At 72.5% G+C, this 18199-nt stretch carries 23 protein-coding genes; 6 read left to right on the top strand and 17 right to left on the bottom strand.

Annotation, left to right across the window (positions count from 1 at the left end):
• Positions 1 to 57: 57 nt before the first annotated feature.
• The 7 genes from trpM to hisI form a co-directional block, all read right to left on the bottom strand.
• Positions 58 to 258 (bottom strand): tryptophan biosynthesis modulator TrpM, encoded by a 201-nt coding sequence (gene trpM, locus AAW13_RS47775; RefSeq protein WP_071659569.1) that lies wholly within the window; start codon positions 256 to 258, stop codon positions 58 to 60.
• A 21-nt stretch (positions 259 to 279) separates the two neighbouring features.
• On the bottom strand, positions 280 to 1089 hold the full coding sequence (trpC, locus tag AAW13_RS16070; RefSeq protein ID WP_046729577.1) for an indole-3-glycerol phosphate synthase TrpC: 810 nt from the start codon (positions 1087 to 1089) through the stop codon (positions 280 to 282).
• A gap of 146 nt (positions 1090 to 1235) precedes the next feature.
• The gene (locus AAW13_RS16065) at positions 1236 to 1682 is read right to left on the bottom strand and encodes a DUF2752 domain-containing protein (protein ID WP_046729576.1); all 447 of its coding nucleotides are present in this window, start codon (positions 1680 to 1682) and stop codon (positions 1236 to 1238) included.
• A 77-nt stretch (positions 1683 to 1759) separates the two neighbouring features.
• Positions 1760 to 2026, bottom strand: a complete 267-nt coding sequence (locus AAW13_RS16060) for an HGxxPAAW family protein (protein WP_046729575.1) — start codon at positions 2024 to 2026, stop codon at positions 1760 to 1762.
• A gap of 217 nt (positions 2027 to 2243) precedes the next feature.
• The gene (locus AAW13_RS16055) at positions 2244 to 2888 is read right to left on the bottom strand and encodes a TIGR02234 family membrane protein (protein ID WP_046729574.1); all 645 of its coding nucleotides are present in this window, start codon (positions 2886 to 2888) and stop codon (positions 2244 to 2246) included.
• Between the two features lie 72 nt (positions 2889 to 2960).
• Positions 2961 to 4463, bottom strand: coding sequence for an anthranilate synthase component I (locus AAW13_RS16050; RefSeq protein WP_046729573.1), 1503 nt, complete (start codon positions 4461 to 4463; stop codon positions 2961 to 2963).
• A gap of 11 nt (positions 4464 to 4474) precedes the next feature.
• Positions 4475 to 4906: a phosphoribosyl-AMP cyclohydrolase gene (gene hisI / locus AAW13_RS16045; RefSeq protein ID WP_420855466.1), complete on the bottom strand. Its 432-nt coding sequence runs from the start codon at positions 4904 to 4906 to the stop codon at positions 4475 to 4477.
• 73 nt (positions 4907 to 4979) lie between these two features.
• On the opposite strand from hisI, the gene AAW13_RS16040 reads away from it, so the two are divergent.
• Positions 4980 to 5615 carry a TIGR03085 family metal-binding protein gene (locus AAW13_RS16040; RefSeq protein ID WP_046729571.1) on the top strand — a complete coding sequence of 212 codons (636 nt, stop codon included), beginning with the start codon at positions 4980 to 4982 and terminating at the stop codon, positions 5613 to 5615.
• A 10-nt stretch (positions 5616 to 5625) separates the two neighbouring features.
• Positions 5626 to 6024, top strand: a complete 399-nt coding sequence (locus AAW13_RS16035) for a VOC family protein (RefSeq protein ID WP_046729570.1) — start codon at positions 5626 to 5628, stop codon at positions 6022 to 6024.
• A gap of 6 nt (positions 6025 to 6030) precedes the next feature.
• Here the strand turns inward: AAW13_RS16035 and AAW13_RS16030 are convergent, their stop codons facing one another.
• The 10 genes from AAW13_RS16030 to hisD all read right to left on the bottom strand — a co-directional run bounded on the left by AAW13_RS16030 (position 6031) and on the right by hisD (position 13694).
• On the bottom strand, positions 6031 to 7275 hold the full coding sequence (locus AAW13_RS16030; protein WP_046729569.1) for an MFS transporter: 1245 nt from the start codon (positions 7273 to 7275) through the stop codon (positions 6031 to 6033).
• 15 nt (positions 7276 to 7290) lie between these two features.
• Positions 7291 to 7881, bottom strand: coding sequence for an ArsR/SmtB family transcription factor (locus tag AAW13_RS16025; protein ID WP_046729568.1), 591 nt, complete (start codon positions 7879 to 7881; stop codon positions 7291 to 7293).
• Positions 7882 to 7998: 117 nt separating this feature from the next.
• Entirely contained in the window at positions 7999 to 8754 is a 756-nt protein-coding gene (gene hisF / locus AAW13_RS16020) for an imidazole glycerol phosphate synthase subunit HisF (protein WP_046729567.1), read from the bottom strand.
• Complete coding sequence (locus AAW13_RS16015; RefSeq protein ID WP_046729566.1) at positions 8751 to 9155, bottom strand: RidA family protein; 405 nt, start codon at positions 9153 to 9155, stop codon at positions 8751 to 8753. Before AAW13_RS16015 ends, hisF begins: the two co-directional genes overlap by 4 nt.
• The gene (priA, locus tag AAW13_RS16010; RefSeq protein WP_046729565.1) at positions 9152 to 9877 is read right to left on the bottom strand and encodes a bifunctional 1-(5-phosphoribosyl)-5-((5-phosphoribosylamino)methylideneamino)imidazole-4-carboxamide isomerase/phosphoribosylanthranilate isomerase PriA; all 726 of its coding nucleotides are present in this window, start codon (positions 9875 to 9877) and stop codon (positions 9152 to 9154) included. The genes AAW13_RS16015 and priA overlap by 4 nt, the downstream gene beginning before the upstream one ends.
• Positions 9874 to 10515, bottom strand: coding sequence for an imidazole glycerol phosphate synthase subunit HisH (gene hisH, locus AAW13_RS16005; protein ID WP_046729564.1), 642 nt, complete (start codon positions 10513 to 10515; stop codon positions 9874 to 9876). Before hisH ends, priA begins: the two co-directional genes overlap by 4 nt.
• A complete protein-coding gene (locus tag AAW13_RS45940) occupies positions 10512 to 10676 on the bottom strand; it encodes a hypothetical protein (RefSeq protein WP_046729563.1) in 165 nt (54 codons plus the stop codon). The genes hisH and AAW13_RS45940 overlap by 4 nt, the downstream gene beginning before the upstream one ends.
• A complete protein-coding gene (hisB, locus tag AAW13_RS16000; RefSeq protein WP_046729562.1) occupies positions 10673 to 11266 on the bottom strand; it encodes an imidazoleglycerol-phosphate dehydratase HisB in 594 nt (197 codons plus the stop codon). Before hisB ends, AAW13_RS45940 begins: the two co-directional genes overlap by 4 nt.
• The gene (locus tag AAW13_RS15995) at positions 11263 to 12372 is read right to left on the bottom strand and encodes a histidinol-phosphate transaminase (protein WP_046729561.1); all 1110 of its coding nucleotides are present in this window, start codon (positions 12370 to 12372) and stop codon (positions 11263 to 11265) included. The genes hisB and AAW13_RS15995 overlap by 4 nt, the downstream gene beginning before the upstream one ends.
• The gene (gene hisD / locus AAW13_RS15990) at positions 12369 to 13694 is read right to left on the bottom strand and encodes a histidinol dehydrogenase (RefSeq protein ID WP_046729560.1); all 1326 of its coding nucleotides are present in this window, start codon (positions 13692 to 13694) and stop codon (positions 12369 to 12371) included. The genes AAW13_RS15995 and hisD overlap by 4 nt, the downstream gene beginning before the upstream one ends.
• Before the next feature lie 200 nt (positions 13695 to 13894).
• On the opposite strand from hisD, the gene AAW13_RS15985 reads away from it, so the two are divergent.
• The 4 genes from AAW13_RS15985 to ybaK all read left to right on the top strand — a co-directional run bounded on the left by AAW13_RS15985 (position 13895) and on the right by ybaK (position 17972).
• Complete coding sequence (locus tag AAW13_RS15985) at positions 13895 to 15472, top strand: oxidoreductase (protein ID WP_046729559.1); 1578 nt, start codon at positions 13895 to 13897, stop codon at positions 15470 to 15472.
• Positions 15473 to 15644: 172 nt separating this feature from the next.
• Entirely contained in the window at positions 15645 to 16697 is a 1053-nt protein-coding gene (locus AAW13_RS15980) for a hypothetical protein (protein WP_046729558.1), read from the top strand.
• Between the two features lie 11 nt (positions 16698 to 16708).
• On the top strand, positions 16709 to 17449 hold the full coding sequence (locus AAW13_RS15975; RefSeq protein WP_046729557.1) for an LON peptidase substrate-binding domain-containing protein: 741 nt from the start codon (positions 16709 to 16711) through the stop codon (positions 17447 to 17449).
• A 16-nt stretch (positions 17450 to 17465) separates the two neighbouring features.
• A complete protein-coding gene (ybaK, locus tag AAW13_RS15970; protein WP_046729556.1) occupies positions 17466 to 17972 on the top strand; it encodes a Cys-tRNA(Pro) deacylase in 507 nt (168 codons plus the stop codon).
• The last annotated feature ends 227 nt before the right edge of the window (positions 17973 to 18199 follow it).

Here is an 18199-nt window from a genome sequence, read left to right as displayed (position 1 = left end):
CCGATGAAAAAACACTGTTCGCCGTGGGGGCGGGGGTGTGTTCGTGGCTGCGGGCCGTCAGTGGCTTGTCGCGCAGTTCCCCGCGCCCCTGAGGGCGCGCTGCCATCGACGGCCGTTCACCTGGCCCGGTTCGTCGCCGATGACGTAGCGGACGCGGCGGCCGTGGACTCGGCGGGCCGGCGCACGGCAACCGCGGGGCCGGCAGCCGCGCGCGAGGCGGGCGTACCGGTCCACTGTCGTCGTCACCGTGAGAGTCATCGGGGTCAGCCTAGCGGGTGATCAGCCCCGGCCGTGCCGGAGCGCGGGGTGTTCGCCCGCGGCCACCAGGTCGGCCACCGCCGCCTTGGGGTCGCGGCCCGTCACCAGGGACTCGCCGACCAGGACCGCGTCGGCGCCCGCGTTGGCGTACGCGATCAGGTCGTGCGGGCCGCGGACGCCGGACTCGGCGACCTTGACGACGGAGGCGGGGATCTCGGGGGCGACGCGCTCGAAGGTGGTGCGGTCGACCTCCAGGGTCTTCAGGTTGCGCGCGTTGACGCCGATGATCTTGGCGCCCGCGTCCACCGCGCGCTCGACCTCGTCCTCGTCGTGGACCTCCACGAGCGGGGTCAGGCCGATGGACTCGGCACGCTCGATCAGCGACTCCAGGGCCGGCTGCTCCAGGGCGGCGACGATCAGCAGCGCGAGGTCGGCGCCGTAGGCCCGGGCCTCCCACAGCTGGTACGACGTGACAATGAAGTCCTTGCGCAGCACCGGGATGTCCACCCGGGCCCGGACAGCCTCCAGGTCGGCCAGCGAGCCGCCGAAGCGGCGCTGCTCGGTCAGGACCGAGATGACGGCCGCGCCGCCCGCCTCGTAGTCCGCGGCGAGCCCGGCCGGGTCGGCGATCGCGGCCAGCGCGCCCTTGGACGGGCTGGAGCGCTTGACCTCGCAGATGACCTTGACGCCCTCACCGCGCAGCGCGGCCACGCCGTCCTTGGCGGCGGGCGCCTTCGCCGCGCGCTCCTTGAGCTCGTCGAGGCTGACGCGCGCCTGCCGCTCCGCGAGGTCGGCACGGACTCCGTCGATGATCTCGTCGAGCACACTCACGCGAGCGGCCCCCTTTCGGACGGTTCTTCCAGGCGGTCAAATCCCATAAGCAAAAAACCCATGGTCAATCCGATGGTATCCGCAGGACGGCGCAGGCCTCGCATCCGGTTGACGACGGTCCCACTACCTGGACGTTCAGTAGTTGATCAAGGATGCAACCAGCCACCGAACGGCAGGTTCCGGACAACGGTGAAGACCAGCACCAACGCTCCCAGGCTCCACATCTGCACCGGCCTGAGCTCGATCCGGGCCGGCCGGCCGCGCACCGCGCGCACCACCCAGACGGTCCACACCACGGCGAAGGCCAGATAGGCGACGACCCCGGCGGCGTTGTCCTGGAGCGCGGCCAGGAAGTCGCCGTGCACGAACGCGTGCGCGCTGCGCAGTCCGCCGCAGCCGGGGCAGTACAGGCCGGTGAGCCGGTAGAGCGGGCAGACCGGGTAGTGGCCGGGCTGGTTGGGGTCGACGGTGCCGACGTAGGCGAAGGCCCCGACGACCGCGGCCATCACCCCCGCGGGCACGGCCAGCCGGCCGCTCAGGGCGGAGGGCGCCGGGACGGCTGCGCTGGGTCTGTCGGCGTTCACGCCTCGCATTGTGCCCCGTACCGGTCGGCACGCGCGCGAGGGGCGCCCCGGAGTCTCCGGGGCGCCCCTCGCGGGAAACTCGCGGATCAGCCCTCGACGCCGGCCGGCTCGGCCTTGACGACCGGGGCCGGGGTGGTGGTGTAGGAGATCGCGCCGCTCTCCTTGGGCTGGCCGAGCCCCATGGAGCGCATGATCAGGCCGACCACGCCACCGAGGGCCACGATCACCATGCCGGCCCAGAAGCCCACCGGCTGCGCCATCACCATGAAAGCGCCCGAGACGCAGAAACCGATGAAGGCGATGGTGACGCCGGTCCAGGCGGCCGGGGTGTGACCGTGGCTGCTGCCCGCCATGACTTGCTCCTCGTTTGACTGGTGCGTGTCGTACGGGCCGTCCGTGCGAGCTCGTACGTGTCCTTCCGGACGCTCGTCCTCCATTGTCCCGTACGCCTGCCCGTGCCGGACGCGGGGGTGACGTCTGATTCACCACATCCGGCAGCCGACGGCGCCCGCGTCAGAGCGCGGGAAACCGGGCGACCGGTCACCACGTACCCGCACGCGTCCCGCGACGCTAGGCGCCCGTGGGGTCCTCTCCCCGGTCCAGCGCCTTCCAGATGTCCTCGGGACGGTCGGGATCCACCGGCTTCGGCGCACGCCGCGGCCGCTCCGCCCCGCTGCCGCGCTCGTACCGCCCGGACATCGCGGGCCACAGCCGGCCGTAGCGCAGCGCGAGCAGCCCGGCGACCAGGATGAGCGCACCGCCGACCGCGGCGACGTAGGGCCAGCCGGTATGGCTGAGGGCGGCGACCGTGGCCGAGGTGTCGCCGCTGGCCTGCGCGGCCTTCTCGTCGAGCGCGGAGTCGTCGGAGGCGCCCAGCAGGGCGGCGGCGGTGATTCCGGCGCCGGACAGCGCGAGCAGTCCGGAGACCACGAACCGGCCGGCCCTGCGGACGGCGAAGACGGCGACGAGCGCGGCGAGGCCCACTATGGCGAGGGCCGCGGGGACGCCCGTGACGTCGCTGCCCTTGGCGGTCAGCGGGAAGTCGCCGCCGGCCACCGTCGCGGTGCCCTCCGCCCAGCGCTGCCGGGTGGACAGCAGGGCCACGGCCGCGCCGAGCGCACCGAGCAGCAGCGCCGCGGCGAGGCTGCGGCGGCCGGACCGCTCGGGTGCGGCGGCTTCGGATGAGGGGTGAGGAACAGCAGTCACGTACTCCACTATCGCCTGAACCCGGTGCGAACGGTCACCCGGGGTGGGGTGAGAAGCGCCCCACTTGCCGGGTCCTGGCGCCTACTTGCCCAGTCGGTTGGCCGTGTGCACGGCCCGCAGCACCGCCGCCGCCTTGTTGCGGCACTCCTGGTCCTCGGCGACCGGGTCGGAGTCGGCGACGATGCCGGCGCCCGCCTGGACGTACGCCGTGCCGTCCCGCAGCAGGGCCGTGCGGATGGCGATCGCGGTGTCGGAGTCCCCGGCGAAGTCGAGGTAACCGACGCAGCCGCCGTACAGCCCCCTTCTGGAGGGTTCCAGTTCGTCGATGATCTGCATCGCCCGGGGCTTGGGGGCGCCGGAGAGGGTGCCGGCCGGGAAGCAGGCGGTCAGCACGTCGAAGGCGGTGCGGCCCTGGGCGACCTTTCCGGTGACCGTCGAGACGATGTGCATGACGTGCGAGTACCGCTCGACCGACATGAAGTCGACGACCTCGACGGAGCCCGGTTCGCAGACCCGCCCCAGGTCGTTGCGGCCGAGGTCGACGAGCATCAGGTGCTCGGCGCGCTCCTTGGGGTCGGCCATCAGCTCGTCGGCGAGGGCCTGGTCCTCCTGCGGGGTGGCCCCGCGCGGCCGGGTGCCGGCGATGGGGTGGACCATGGCCCGCCCCTCCTCCACCTTGACCAGGGCCTCCGGGGACGAGCCGACGACGTCGAACGCGCCTCCGTCCCCGAGGGGGAATCGGAACAGGTACATGTACGGCGAGGGGTTGGTGGCCCGCAGCACCCGGTAGACGTCCAGCGCGCTCGCCGTGCACGGGGTCTCGAAGCGCTGGGAGGGGACGACCTGGAAGGCCTCGCCCGCGCGGATGCGCTCCTTGACGTCCTCGACGGCCGCCTGGAAGTCGGGGCCGCCCCACAGGGCGGTGTACTCGGGGAGTTCGGACGGCGGCAGGACGGCGGGCGGCTGGGCGACCGGGCGGGAGAGGTCGGCCTCCATCGCGTCGAGACGGGCGATCGCGTCGGCGTACGCCTCGTCCACGCCCGTGTCGAGGTCGTTGTGGTTGATCGCGTTGGCGATCAGCAGGACCGAGCCCTCCCAGTGGTCCATGACGGCGAGGTCGCTGGTGAGCAGCATGGTCAGCTCGGGCAGCCGCAGGTCGTCACGCTCCCCCGGGCCGATCTTCTCCAGGCGGCGCACGATGTCGTAGCCGAGGTAGCCGACCATGCCGCCGGTGAACGGTGGCAGGTGCTCGGTGTGGGGGGTGTGCAGGGCCTCGATGGTGGCGCGCAGGGCGGCCAGCGGGTCGCCGTCGACGGGGACGCCGACCGGCGGGGTGCCGAGCCAGTGGGCCTGGCCGTCGCGGGCGGTGAGGGTGGCGGCGGAGCGGACGCCCACGAAGGAGTAGCGGGACCAGCGGAAGGCGGTGCGGCCGTTCTCGGCGGACTCCAGCAGGAAGGTGCCGGGGCGTTCGGCGGCCAGCTTGCGGTAGAGCGCCACCGGGGTGTCGCCGTCGGCGAGGAGCGTGCGGGTGACCGGGATGACACGCCGGTCGGTCGCCAGCTTGCGGAAGGTCTCGAGGTCCATGGCGGCAGACCTTACTGATCCGAGGCGGACGGGCCGGAATCGGCGCCGTCACCGCCGCCTTCGAGCAGCACGTCGGCGTCGAAGCAGGTGCGGTCGCCGGTGTGGCAGGCGGCGCCCACCTGGTCGACCTTGACCAGCACGGTGTCGGCGTCGCAGTCCAGGGCGACCGACTTCACCCACTGGAAGTGGCCGGAGGTGTCGCCCTTGACCCAGTACTCACGGCGGCTGCGCGACCAGTAGGTGCAGCGTCCCGTGGTGAGGGTGCGGTGCAGTGCCTCGTCGTCCATCCAGCCGAGCATCAGCACCTCGCCGGTGTCGTACTGCTGGGCGATGGCGGGCAGGAGGCCGTCGGCACTGCGCTTGAGGCGGGCGGCGATCTCCGGGGCGAGGCCACGGGACGGGGACGTGCCCGTCGTACCGGTCGTACTGGTCATGCCTGCCATTGTGCCGCGCGGCACCGACAGTCACGGACCGTGTCCACTGTCCGGACGGTGAGTGGGGTCGTAGGCTGATCGTATGTCGACCTTCGCCAAGCGTGAACGGCTTCTGCTCGCCGACCTCTTGGAGACCGCCGGTCCCGAGGCGCCGACCCTCTGCGAGGGCTGGCTGACCCGGGATCTGGCCGCGCACGTGGTGGTGCGCGAGCGCCGGCCGGACGCGGCCGGGGGCACGGTGATCAAGGCGCTGGCGCCGCGGCTGGAGAAGACCACGGCCGAGTTCGCCGCGAAGCCGTACGAGGAACTGATCCAGCTGATCAGGACCGGCCCGCCGCGCTTCTCACCCTTCCAGCTCAAGCAGGTCGACGAGGCCGCCAACACGGTGGAGTTCTACATCCACACGGAGGACGTCCGCCGGGCCCAGCCGGACTGGTCGCCGCGCGCTCTGGACCCCGTCTTCCAGGACGCCCTGTGGTCCCGCCTGGAGCGCACCGCCCGGCTGCTGGGCCGGGGGGTGCCGACCGGGCTCGTGCTGCGCCGCCCCGACGGGCAGACGGCCGTCGCCCATCGCGGCGCCCCCGTGGTCACGGTCACCGGCGAGCCCTCCGAGCTGCTGATGTTCGCCTTCGGCCGGCAGAGCGCGGCGCGGGTGGCGGTGGACGGCGACGAGAACGCGGTCGCCGAGCTGCACGAGTCCAGACAGCTGGGCATCTGAGGAGAGCGTGATGATCAAGGTCGCGATGACGAACGTCTACGTGGACGACGTGCCGCAGGCGCACGCCTTCTACACGGGCATCCTCGGCTTCGAGACCCGCACCCACCTCGACCTGGGCGGCGGCACCCTGTTCGTCACCGTCGGCGCGCCCGAGGGCGCCCAGCCGGACCTCCAGCTGCTCCTGGAGCCCGGCGGGGGCCCCGTCGCGGAGCCGTACCGCAAGGCCGTGTACGAGGCGGGGCTCCCGGCCATCGTCTTCTCGGTGGACGACATCCGCGCGGAGTACGACCGGCTGCGCGCCCTCGGTGTCCGTTTCACGCACGAGCCGCAGGAACAGGGTCCGGTGATCGCGGCCGTCCTGGACGACACGGTCGGCAACCTCGTCCAACTGACCCAGCCGAGGGGCTGACCGGCCTCAGCGGGGCAGTTCGGCCCGGCGCACCCCCGGCGCGGCCAGGGCGACGACCCCGCCGAGCCCGCAGACGGCGGCGCTGACGACGTACACCGGGGTGGTTCCGTAGGCGCCGACGGCGGCGGCCGACACGGGCATGCTCAACGGCGCGAGCCCCAGGCTGACCAGCCCGGAGACGGCGCTGACGCGTCCCAGGTAGCCCGGCTCGGTCTCGGTCTGGAGCAGCGCCTGGCACAGCGCACCGCTCAGCCCGGCGAGCAGGCCGACCAGCAGGGCCACCAGCACGGCGCCGACGAGACCGGGCACCAGGGCGAGGGCACCGATCGCGACCGACCCGGCGAGGATCGTGCACGCGGCGACCAGCCCGGCGCGCGGCAGCCGGCCTCGGACGGTCAGCAGCAGTGCGGCGCACCCGGCCCCGACCCCGCATCCGGCGAGCACCCAGCCCAGGCCGGCGGCACCCCAGCCGCGCCGGTCGGCGAGCAGGGTGAGCCCGACGTTGAGGGGCCCGACGAAACCGAGGTCGCCGAGTGCGACGGCCAGCATCAGCGGCGCCAGGACACGGTGGCGGCGGGTGTAGGTGAGGCCGGCCCGCAGATCCTCCCAGGGGGTGGGGGCGGCGCGGCGGTCCTCGCCGGGCAGCTCCCGTACCCGTACGGACACCAGCAGGGGCACGGACACGGCGATGAGCAGTCCGGCGAGGCCGAAGGCGGCCGCCGCGCCCCCGACGGCCACTCCGAGGCCGCCCAGGGGAGCGCCGACGACGTAGGAGAGGCGGATGACGAGTCCGCGCATGCCCTGGACGCGGGCGAGCTGGTCATGGGACGTCACGCGCGCGGGGAGGGCGCCCACGGCGGGCATGAACACGGCGTCGACGGTGCCGAAGACCAGGGCGAGCAGGGTCAGCGGCCACAGGCCGGGGCTGCCCAGGAACAGCAGCGCGGCCACGGCGAGCACGGCCGCGCAGCGCACCGCGTCGCTGCCGATGACGACCCGGCGCGGCCCCAGCCGGTCCGCGACCACCCCGCCGAACAGCATCAGGACCGCTCTCGGCAGCGCGCTGACGGACATCACGATCCCGGCCCGCACGGGCGAGCCGGCCTGGACGGCGGCCCAGGACAGGGCGAGGTAGTAGACGCTGTCGCCGACCATGGAGGAGGCGTAGGCGGCGAGCCAGCGCAGGACGTTTGGATCACGATGGGCGGGGCGGTGAGCCGTGGGTGCGGTGGGCAGGCCGGTCGCGGTCACGGTGACGAGCCCTCCTCAGAGCCGGAACGGGAAGCCGTACACGTGCAGCGCGACGTTCTCGCGGCCTTCGGTGTCACCCCGCGCTTCGGCGGACCGCCCCCTGTCGCCGTACTTCCGCGCCAGCGCGGTCAACTCCGCTCCCAGTTCGGCCAGTTCGGCGGCCGTCAGGCGGAGCAGGGACTCGTTGTCGGGTGCGGCGGCGTTCCACTCGGCGCTCCAGGTGGCGCGCTCGTCGAGGTAGCGGCGGTACATGTCGGCCCGTTGCTCGTGGAAGAGCCGGGTGGCGGCGAGGTGAGCGGCCGCCTTCTCGGGCGCGTCCCGGAAGTCCCGGTCCCGGATGGTGACGCCGTCCGAGGCGGGCTGCCACCAGCGCTCCCGGCCGTCGGCGCTCCGCGGCTCCGCCTCCTCGATCAGGCCGTGCTCGGCGAGCTTGCGCAGGTGGTAGCTGACCAGCGAGACGGCTTCGTCCACCTGGTCGGCGAGTTGCGAGGCGGTCGCGCTGCCCGCCACGTACAGCGCTCGGTAGAGCTTCATACGCAGCGGGTGGGCCAGTGCCTTGAGCGTGCCGGTGTCGGTGATGCGGAGGTCTCTCTCCTTGCCCGTCATGTCACCGACCGTAGATGCGAAAGAAAAGTTGCGCAATGGATTTTGCGCAACTTTCCTTTCGCATCTGCCCGGTGAAAAGCCCCGGCACCGACGCCGGGGCCTTCGTTCGGCAGCGCGTCACCGCACGGGGTGGCCCGCCTCCCGCAGCGTCTGCTTGACCTCGCCGATCCTGAGGTCGCCGAAGTGGAAGACCGAGGCCGCGAGGACCGCGTCCGCGCCCGCCGAGACGGCCGGGGGGAAGTGGGCGAGGGCGCCGGCGCCGCCGGAGGCGATGACCGGGACCGTGACGTGCTTGCGGACCGCGCTGATCATCTCCAGGTCGTAGCCGTCCTTGGTGCCGTCCGCGTCCATCGAGTTGAGCAGGATCTCCCCCGCGCCCAGCTCGGCCGCCCGGTGCGCCCACTCGACCGCGTCGATGCCGGTGCCGCGGCGGCCGCCGTGCGTCGTCACCTCGAAGGACCCCGACTCCGTGCGGCGGGCGTCGACCGACAGCACCAGGACCTGGCGGCCGAAGCGTTCGGCGATCTCCCGGATCAGCTCGGGGCGCGCGATGGCCGCCGTGTTGACGCCCACCTTGTCGGCACCGGCGCGCAGGAGCCTGTCGACGTCCTCGGCGGTACGGACGCCACCGCCGACCGTCAGCGGGATGAACACCTGCTCGGCGGTGCGGCGCACCACGTCGTAGGTGGTCTCGCGGTTGCCGGAGGACGCGGTGATGTCCAGGAAGGTCAGCTCGTCGGCGCCCTCCGCGTCGTACACCTTGGCCATCTCGACCGGATCGCCCGCGTCGCGCAGGTTCTGGAAGTTGACGCCCTTGACGACCCGGCCGTTGTCCACGTCCAGGCAGGGGATGACTCGGACCGCCAGGGTCATGAATCCACGGCTCCTCTGTATGCCTCTAGCTCTACCTCGACCAGGATGCGCGGGTCGACGAAGCCCTCCACCACCAGCAGGGTGGACACCGGGCGCACCGCGTCGAAGATCTCCTTGTGGGCCCGGCCCACCGCGTCCACGTCCCGTACGTGGGTCAGGTACATCCGGGTCCGGATCACGGACCCGACGTCGAGCCCGAACTCGCCGATCGCCTCGACGGCACTCGTGAAGGCCACCTTGGCCTGTTCGTACGGGTCGCCCTCGCCGTACAGCACCGTGCCCTTGAAGGACGTCGTGCCGCCCACCAGCACACGGTCGCCCGCCGCCACGGCGCGGGCGAAACCGAAGGACTCTTCCCAGGGACTTCCGCTCTGCACCCGCCGCACGGCATCGGACGTCATCGTGACACTGCCTCCAGAGCTTCTTCCAAGGTGAACGCCTTGGCGTACAGGGCCTTGCCGACGATGGCGCCCTCGACACCGAGGGGTACCAGTTCGGCCAGCGCGCGGAGGTCGTCCAGCGACGACACGCCGCCGGAGGCCACGACCGGCCGGTCCGTCGCCGCGCACACGTTCTTCAACAGCTCCAGGTTGGGGCCCTGGAGGGTGCCGTCCTTGGCGATGTCGGTGACGACGTACCGGGCGCAGCCCTCCTTGTCGAGGCGGGCCAGCGTCTCGTAGAGGTCGCCGCCGTCGCGGGTCCAGCCACGGCCCCTGAGGGTCGTACCGCGTACGTCCAGACCGACCGCGATCTTGTCGCCGTGCTCGGCGATGACCTTGGCGACCCACTCGGGGGTCTCCAGGGCGGCCGTCCCGAGGTTGACCCGGGTGCAGCCGGTGGCGAGCGCGGCGGCCAGCGTGGCGTCGTCCCGGATGCCGCCGGACAGCTCGACCCTGATGTCCATCGCCCTGGTGACCTCGGCGACCAGGGCGCGGTTGTCGCCCGTGCCGAACGCGGCGTCCAGGTCGACCAGGTGCAGCCACTCGGCGCCCGACCGCTGCCACGAGAGGGCGGCCTCCAGCGGGGAGCCGTAGGAGGTCTCGGTGCCCGACTCGCCGTGCACGAGGCGGACGGCCTGGCCGTCGCGGACGTCGACGGCGGGGAGGAGTTCGAGCGTGCTCACAGTGTTCCGATCCAGTTGGTGAGGAGCTGGGCGCCGGCGTCGCCGGACTTCTCGGGGTGGAACTGGGTGGCCCACAGGGCGCCGTTCTCGACGGCCGCGACGAACGGCTTGCCGTGCGTCGACCAGGTCACCCTGGGCGCGTGCAGCGTCGGGTTGTGCACCTCCAGCGACCAGTCGTGGACGGCGTAGGAGTGCACGAAGTAGAACCGCGCGTCCGCGTCCAGACCGGCGAACAGCTCGGAGCCGGCCGGTGCGTCCACGGTGTTCCAGCCCATGTGGGGCACGATCTCGGCCTGGAGCGGCTCGACCGAGCCGGGCCACTCGTCGAGGCCCTCGGTCTCCACGCCGTGCTCGATGCCGCGCGCGAACAGGACCTGCATGCCGACGCAGATGCCCATCACGGGCCGTCCGCCGGACAGCCGGCGGCCGATGATCCAGTCCCCGCGGGCCTCCTTGAGGCCCTTCATGCAGGCGGCGAAGGCGCCGACGCCCGGCACCAGCAGGCCGTCCGCGTTCATCGCCCTGTCGTAGTCACGGGTGATCTCGACGTCGGCCCCGGTACGGGCGAGGGCCCGCTCCGCGGACCGGACGTTGCCGAAGCCGTAGTCGAAGACCACCACGCTCTTGGGAGCGGTCAATTCCACACCTCCAGCCTCATGACACCCGCCACCAGGCACATCGCGGCGCCTATCGAGAGCAGCACGATCAGGCTGGTGGGCATCTTCTGCTTGACGAAGGAGATGATGCCGCCGACCAGGAACAGGCCGACGACGATCAGGACGGTCGAGAGGCCGTTCACAGCGCGCCCTTCGTGGAGGGGAGGATGCCGGCCGCGCGCGGGTCGCGCTCGGAGGCGTAGCGCAGGGCCCTGGCCAGCGCCTTGAACTGGCACTCCACGATGTGGTGGGCGTTGCGCCCGTAGGGCACGTGCACGTGCAGGGCGATCTGCGCCTGGGCGACGAAGGACTCCAGGATGTGCCGGGTCATCGTGGTGTCGTACTCGCCGATCATCGGAGCCATGTTCTCCGGCTCGGTGTGCACGAGGTACGGGCGGCCGGACAGGTCGACGGTGACCTGGGCGAGGGACTCGTCCAGCGGGACCGTGCAGTTGCCGAACCGGTAGATGCCGACCTTGTCGCCGAGGGCCTGCTTGAAGGCGGCGCCGAGGGCGAGCGCGGTGTCCTCGATGGTGTGGTGCGAGTCGATGTGCAGGTCGCCGTCGGTCTTGACGGTGAGGTCGAACAGACCGTGCCGGCCGAGCTGGTCGAGCATGTGGTCGTAGAAGCCGACGCCGGTCTTGATGTCGGTCTTCCCGGTGCCGTCGAGGTCGATCTCGACCAGGACCGAGGTCTCCTTGGTGGTGCGCTCCACGCGCCCTACGCGGGTCATGCGTCCAGCTCCTTCTTGACTTCACGTACCGCGTCGAGGAACGCGTCGTTCTCTTCGGGGGTTCCGGCGGACACGCGCAGGAAGCCGGGCACACCGTTGTCCCGGACCAGGACCCCCCGGTCGAGGATCTTCTGCCACACGCCGTGCGGGTCCGCGAACCGCCCGAACTGCACGAAGTTGGCGTCGGACTCGGTGACCTCCAGGCCCAGCGCCCGCATCTCCGTCACCAGCCGGTCGCGCTCGGCCTTCAGCTGCTCCACGTACTTCAGCAGCGTGTCGGTGTGCTCCAGGGCGGCCAGGGCGGTCGCCTGGGTGATCGCCGACAGGTGGTACGGCAGTCGTACGAGCTGGACCGCGTCCACCACCGCGGGGTGCGCGGCGAGGTAGCCGAGGCGCAGGCCGGCCGCGCCGAAGGCCTTCGACATGGTGCGGGAGACGACGAGATTCGGCCGACCTTCGAGCAGGGGCAGCAGCGAGTCGCCGTGGCTGAACTCGATGTACGCCTCGTCGACGACGACCATCGACGGCCTGGCCGCCTGGGCCGCCTCGTAGAGCGCGAGGACCGTCTCGGGCGGTACCGCGTTGCCGGTGGGGTTGTTGGGGGTCGTGATGAACACGACGTCGGGCCGGTGCTCGGCGATCGCGCGCGTGGCGGCCTCGGTGTCGATGGTGAAGTCGGCGTCGCGGGGACCGGAGAGCCAGCGCGTGCCGGTGCCGCGCGCGATGAGCCCGTGCATCGAGTACGACGGCTCGAAGCCGATCGCCGAGCGGCCTGGGCCGCCGAAGGTCTGAAGCAGCTGCTGGATGACCTCGTTGGAGCCGTTGGCCGCCCAGACGTTCTCGAGGGAGAGCGGGTGGTTGCCGGTCTTCGTCAGGTACCTGGCCAGCTCGGTGCGGAGCTGCACCGCGTCCCGGTCGGGGTAGCGGTTCAGGCCGCGGGCGGCCTCGCGGACCCGCTCCGTGATCCGCTCGACCAGGGGCTCGGGCAGCGGGTACGGGTTCTCGTTCGTGTTCAGCCGGACCGGGACGTCCAGCTGGGGCGCGCCGTAGGGGGACTTGCCGCGCAGCTCGTCCCGTACGGGGAGATCGTCGATTCCGAAGTTCACTTGCTCGCCGGTACCTTCCACCCGAACCTTGCCTTGATCGCCGCGCCGTGCGCGGGCAGGTCCTCCGCCTCCGCCAGCGTGACCACGTGGTGCGCGACCTCGGCCAGCGCGTCCTTCGTGTAGTCGACGATGTGGATGCCGCGCAGGAAGGACTGGACGGACAGGCCCGAGGAGTGGCAGGCGCAGCCGCCGGTGGGCAGCACGTGGTTGGAGCCCGCCGCGTAGTCCCCGAGGGAGACCGGCGCCCAGGGGCCGATGAAGACCGCGCCCGCGTTCCTGACCCGGTCGGCGACCGCGGCGGCGTCGGCGGTCTGGATCTCCAGGTGCTCGGCGCCGTACGCGTCGACGACCCGCAGGCCCTCCTCGATGCCGTCGACCAGGACGATCGCGGACTGCCTGCCCTTCAGGGCCGGCACGATCCGGTCGTCGACGTGCCGGGTCGCGGCGACCTGGGGCGTCAGCTCGCGCTCGACCGCGTCGGCGAGCTCCACCGAGTCGGTGACCAGGACGGCCGCGGCCAGCGGGTCGTGCTCGGCCTGGCTGATCAGGTCGGCGGCGATGTGCACCGGGTCCGCGGTGGAGTCCGCGAGGACGGCGATCTCGGTCGGTCCGGCCTCGGCGTCGATGCCGATCTTTCCGGTGAAGTAGCGCTTGGCGGCGGCCACCCAGATGTTGCCGGGGCCGGTGACCATGTTGGCGGGCGGGCACGACTCGGTGCCGTGGGCGAACATCGCGACGGCCGTGGCGCCGCCGGCCGCGTACACCTCGTCGACCCCGAGCAGGGCGCAGGCGGCGAGGATCGTGGGGTGCGGCAGGCCCCCGAAGTCGGCCTGCGGCGGCGAGGCGAGCGCGATGGACTCGACGCCGGCCTCCTGCGCGGGCACCGCGTTCATGATCACGGAGGACGGGTAGACCGAGCGGCCGCCGGGCGCGTACAGCCCGACCCGGTCGACCGGCACCCACTTCTCGGTGACCGAGCCGCCGGGCACGACCTGGGTCGTGTGGGTCGTACGACGCTGTTCGCGGTGGACGAGACGGGCGCGCCGGATGGACTCCTCCAGGGCCGCGCGCACCGCCGGGTCGAGCTCGGCCAGGGCCTTCTCCAGCGCCTCGGCGGGCACCCGCACCTGCTCCAGCGTGACCCCGTCGAACTTCTCGGCGAAGTCGATCAGCGCCGCGTCGCCCCGATGATGCACGGCCTCGCAGATCGGACGCACCTTCTCCAGGGCGGCCGAGACGTCGAAGTCGGCTCGGGGCAGCAGGTCGCGCAGGGCGGGTCCCTCGGGAAGGGCGTCGCCGCGCAGATCGATTCGGGAGATCACGGAACCAATTCTCGCAGACCGGTGTGACAGACGGTGCGCGCGTATCAATGGCTGATACAGAACGCGGGCCAACGGCTGGTACATAGCCTGGCCTGAACCCGGAAGATCACCTTCACTTCCTGTGTTCGAAGCGTGACGGACCGGGCATCACCGCTGGGCGACCACATGACTCACGAGTAGTTGAGGAAGAAGGAAGAGCCGTGACCGAGGGGGACGGCGTCCGGGACGGGGAACTGCCGGACGATCTGACCGCGGCCGAGGCCGGTATGTGGCAGGCGTTCCGCAACGGCAGCGTGTACGACCTGAGCAGCGGGGACGCACGGGTGGACGATCCGCACGGCGGCCACCCGTGGGGCCCCGAGCGGACCGTGCGGGCCCGGATCGTCTGCTGGCTGCTGCTCGACGGGCCGCCGGCCCTCGCGGGCCGGGTGTCCGCGCTGAAGCTGACCGGTGTGCGGATCAGCGGCACGCTGGACCTGGCGGGCGGCACGGTCCTGCCGTACGTCGAGCTGCGCGGCTGCCGGTTCGACGACGAGGTGCTGTTGCCGGAGGCGCACTTCACGACCGCGCGGTTCGTGGACTGCGCGGCACCGCGCCTGGAGGCCGCCCGCGTGCGCACGGAGGGTGACCTGCACCTGCCGCGCTGCCGCTTCCTCGGCGGGGTCCGGCTGACCGACGCCCACATCGGCACCGATCTGCTGCTCAACCAGGCGGTGGTGTACCGGGACCGCAGCGGCCGGTCGATCGCGGCGGACGGCATGACCGTGGGCCAGGACCTCCAGGCGGATCTGCTGGAGTCGCACGGCGAGCTGAGCCTGCGCAGCGCCAAGGTGGGCGTCTCGCTGAGCCTGCGGGGCGCCCGGCTGCTCAACCCCGGCGGGCGGTTCGCCCTCAACGCGCCCCAGCTGACCGTCGGCCGCACCCTGTACCTGACCCCGGCCGGGGTGGGCGGCCCCTGGCAGAGCGGGACCACCCCGGCGCGCGGGACCCGCATCCAGCGGTTCGAGTGCCGGGGCGGGATCCGGCTGGACGACGGGCGGTTCGGGGACGCCGTCGACCTGGAGCGGGCCCGGTTCGCCTTCACGGACGACCAGCAGCTGTCGCTGCGCCGGGTGCAGGCGCCGGAGCTGCGGTTCCTCGGTGAGGAGCCGCAGCGCGGCGGGGTGCTGCTGTCCGGCGCCCGGGTGGTCAACCTGGTGGACCGGGCGGCCAGCTGGCCGGGGCCGGGGCGGCTGCACATGGGCGGGTTCGCCTACGAGAACCTGGTGCCGCAGGGGCCGTTCCCGCTGACCCGGCGGCTCGGCTGGGTGGCGGCGGCGACCGCCGAGTACAACCCGGAGCCCTACGAGCGGCTCGCGGCCGTGCTGCGGGCGGCCGGCGAGGACGAGGACGCCCGCGAGGTGCTGCTCGCCAAGCAGCGGAGGCGCCGCGAGACGCTGCCGCTGGCCGCCAAGCTGTGGGGGTACGCCCAGGACCTGACGGTGGCCTACGGCTACCGGCCGGGCCGGGCCGCGGTGTGGATGGCCGTGCTGTGGGCGGCCGGCACGCTCGCCTTCGCGCACGCCCCGCATCCGCCGATGAGTGCCGGCGGCCACCCGGTGTGGGACCCCGCGCTGTTCGTCCTCGACCTGCTGCTGCCGGTCATCGACCTGGGGCAGGCGGGCCAGTGGCGGCTCAGCGGCGGCTGGCAGTGGGCGGCGGCCGCGATGATCCTGCTGGGCTGGGTGCTGGCGACGACGGTGGCGGCGGGGGCGACGCGGCTGCTGCGCCGGGGGTAGCCGCGCCCACCGCGGCGGGGCTCCGGGTACGCCGTGCCGGTGACGGACAGCGACCCCACAGATGAGCAGCAGTCACCTTTTACTCGTCCTTGACTTTGAAACGTACAACTTTCGTGGAGTTGCCGTGACGGTCTGGCGCGGGCCGGACCTGCGGACTTTCAATGGCGGAACCATGGCTTCGCTGCGCGCGCTGTTCCGCTCCGCTCGGACGGCAAGACCCACTCCGCGCCCCGCCCACGGCCCGATCCCGGCCGAGGACGAGGTACTCCTCGACGCGCCCGACGACCGGCTCGCTCCGGCTCTGGTCGCGGCCGGTCAGGGTGCGTACGGCCCGGCCGCGGCGCTGCTCGCCGCCACCCGGGCGGCCGCCGACTGGGAGGCCCGGGACCGGTACGTCCACCGGCTGGCCCTCTTCGCCCGGTCCCGCGTGGAGTGGCTGGACGACTGGCACGCGGCCGCTCCGCACGATCCCGACCTGCTCGTGCTGCGGGCCCAGCTGGCGGTGGACCACGCCTGGGACTCCCCCGCCCGAACAGAGATGCTACGCGCGGTGAATCCCGTGATCACGGCCGCCGCCAGGGGCGATGACCGGGACCCGGTGCCGTGGCGGATCGCGCTGGACCACGCCAGGGGGTCGAACGCCGGTCACCGGTACTTCGAGGAGCTGTGGGAGGCGGCGGTCCGGCGCGCCCCGCACCACTACGGCTGCCATGTGGCGGCCCTGCGCTACCTGGCCACCTACTGGCACGGCTCGCACCACGAGTGCTTCGACTTCGCCGACCTCGCCGCCCAGGACGCCCCGGCCGACTCGCTCGTCCAGGCCCTGCCGGCCCGCGCGGCCTTCGCCTACCTCACCGACGGCTGCGGTCCCGAGGTGCCCCGGACCCGGCTGGACGCGGCGGCCGACCGGGCGATCGCCCTCTCCGCCCGGTTCCCGGCGGCCGACCTGTGGCCGGCCGAGGTCCGCAACAAACTGATGTACCTGCTGGTCCGACTGGAGCGCTGGGAGGCCGCCCGCACCCAGCTGCACCTGATCGGCCCGTACGTCACGTCCTTCCCGTGGGACCGGCTGTCCGACGACCCGCTGGGCCACTTCGTACGGCTCCGCGCGGACCTGCTGGCCGGGACGGAACCGCTCCCCGAGGCCGGATCGGTCCCCTCCCCGAGGAGCACCGGCCGCCCACGGACCGAGCACGGCGGACATGTCACCGCCGATGACCACTAGGCTGTGGCGCCGTGACCACCGTCCGTCTCCCCCTCTTCCCGCTGAACTCGGTGCTGTTCCCGGGGCTCGTGCTGCCGCTGAACGTCTTCGAGGAGCGCTATCGCGCCATGATGCGCGACCTGCTGAAGACACCCGAGGAAGAACCGCGCCGGTTCGCCGTCGTGGCGATCCGCGACGGCCACGAGGTGGCGCCCAGCGCACCCGGCATGCCCGACCCGACGGCCCAGCCCGACCGGGGCCCGGCGGCGGGCTTCGGCCCCGACCCCCTCAAGTCCTTCCACCGGGTGGGCTGTGTGGCCGACGCGGCGACGATCCGGGAGCGGGCGAACGGCACGTTCGAGGTGCTGGCGACGGGGACGAACCGGGTGCGGTTGCTGTCGGTGGACACCTCGGGGCCGTTCCTGACGGCGGAGCTGGAGCAGCTGACGGAGGACCCGGGCGACGAGGCGGGCGCGCTGGCCGAGGGGGTGCTGCGGGCCTTCCGCCAGTACCAGAAGCGGCTGGCCGGGGCGCGCGAGCGCTCACTGACCGCGGGGATCGAGCTTCCGGACGAACCGTCCGTCGTCTCCTACCTGGTGGCGGCGGCGCTGATGCACGACACGCCGACCAAGCAGCGTCTCCTCCAGGCCCCCGACACCGCGTCCCGCCTCCGTGACGAGCTGAAACTCCTTCGCTCCGAGACGGCGATCATCCGTAACCTGCCGTCACTGCCCGCGGCGGAGCTGACGCGGACGCCGACGAGCCTGAACTGAGCCGGGGACCCGCGACATGCCGAAGAAGCCGAACAAGAAGCAGCAGTCCGCGGGCGGCACCCCGGCGACGGTGGCGCTGACCGCGGCGGGCGTGGACTTCACCGTCCACGCCTACGACCACGACCCCTCCCACCCGTCCTACGGCGAGGAGGCGGCGGAGGCGATGGGGGTGTCCCCGGACCGGGTCTTCAAGACGCTGGTCGCGGACGTGGACGGCACGCTCACGGTGGCGGTGGTCCCGGTGGCGGGCACCCTGGACCTCAAGGCCCTGGCCTCGGCGGTGGGCGGGAAGCGCGCGGCGATGGCGGACCCGGCGCTGGCCGAACGCACGACGGGGTATGTCCGGGGCGGTATCTCGCCGCTAGGCCAGCGCAGGAGGCTCACGACTGTGCTGGACGCGTCGGCGTCGTCCCACGCCACGATCTGCGTCTCGGCCGGCCGGCGCGGCCTGGAGGTCGAACTCGCCCCGGCGTCCCTGGCCGCGCTCACCGGCGCGATCCTGGCGCCGATCGGACGTGCGTGACCCCTCGACGCGGCCGCCGTCCTGGGTTAAGTACGGAAGACATGTCGAAGAAAACCCGGAAACGAAAGTGGCGCACCAAAAAAGGCCGCTCCAACCACGGCCACCGCCCAGCATGAGCCCAACGACCCCCCGAGCACTCTCCACCCCACCCGCCGCGAGCCCACGCGGTCCGAGAGCGCCTTTCACCCCGGCCCACGCGAGTCCAGGCACCCGTCAAGCGCCTCTCA

This window comes from Streptomyces humi (assembly GCF_001005085.2).
GTDB classification, from domain to species: Bacteria; Actinomycetota; Actinomycetes; order Streptomycetales; family Streptomycetaceae; genus Streptomyces; species Streptomyces humi.
Note: the sequence above shows the minus strand (reverse complement) of the source record. Positions and strands in the feature narration are given on the sequence as shown.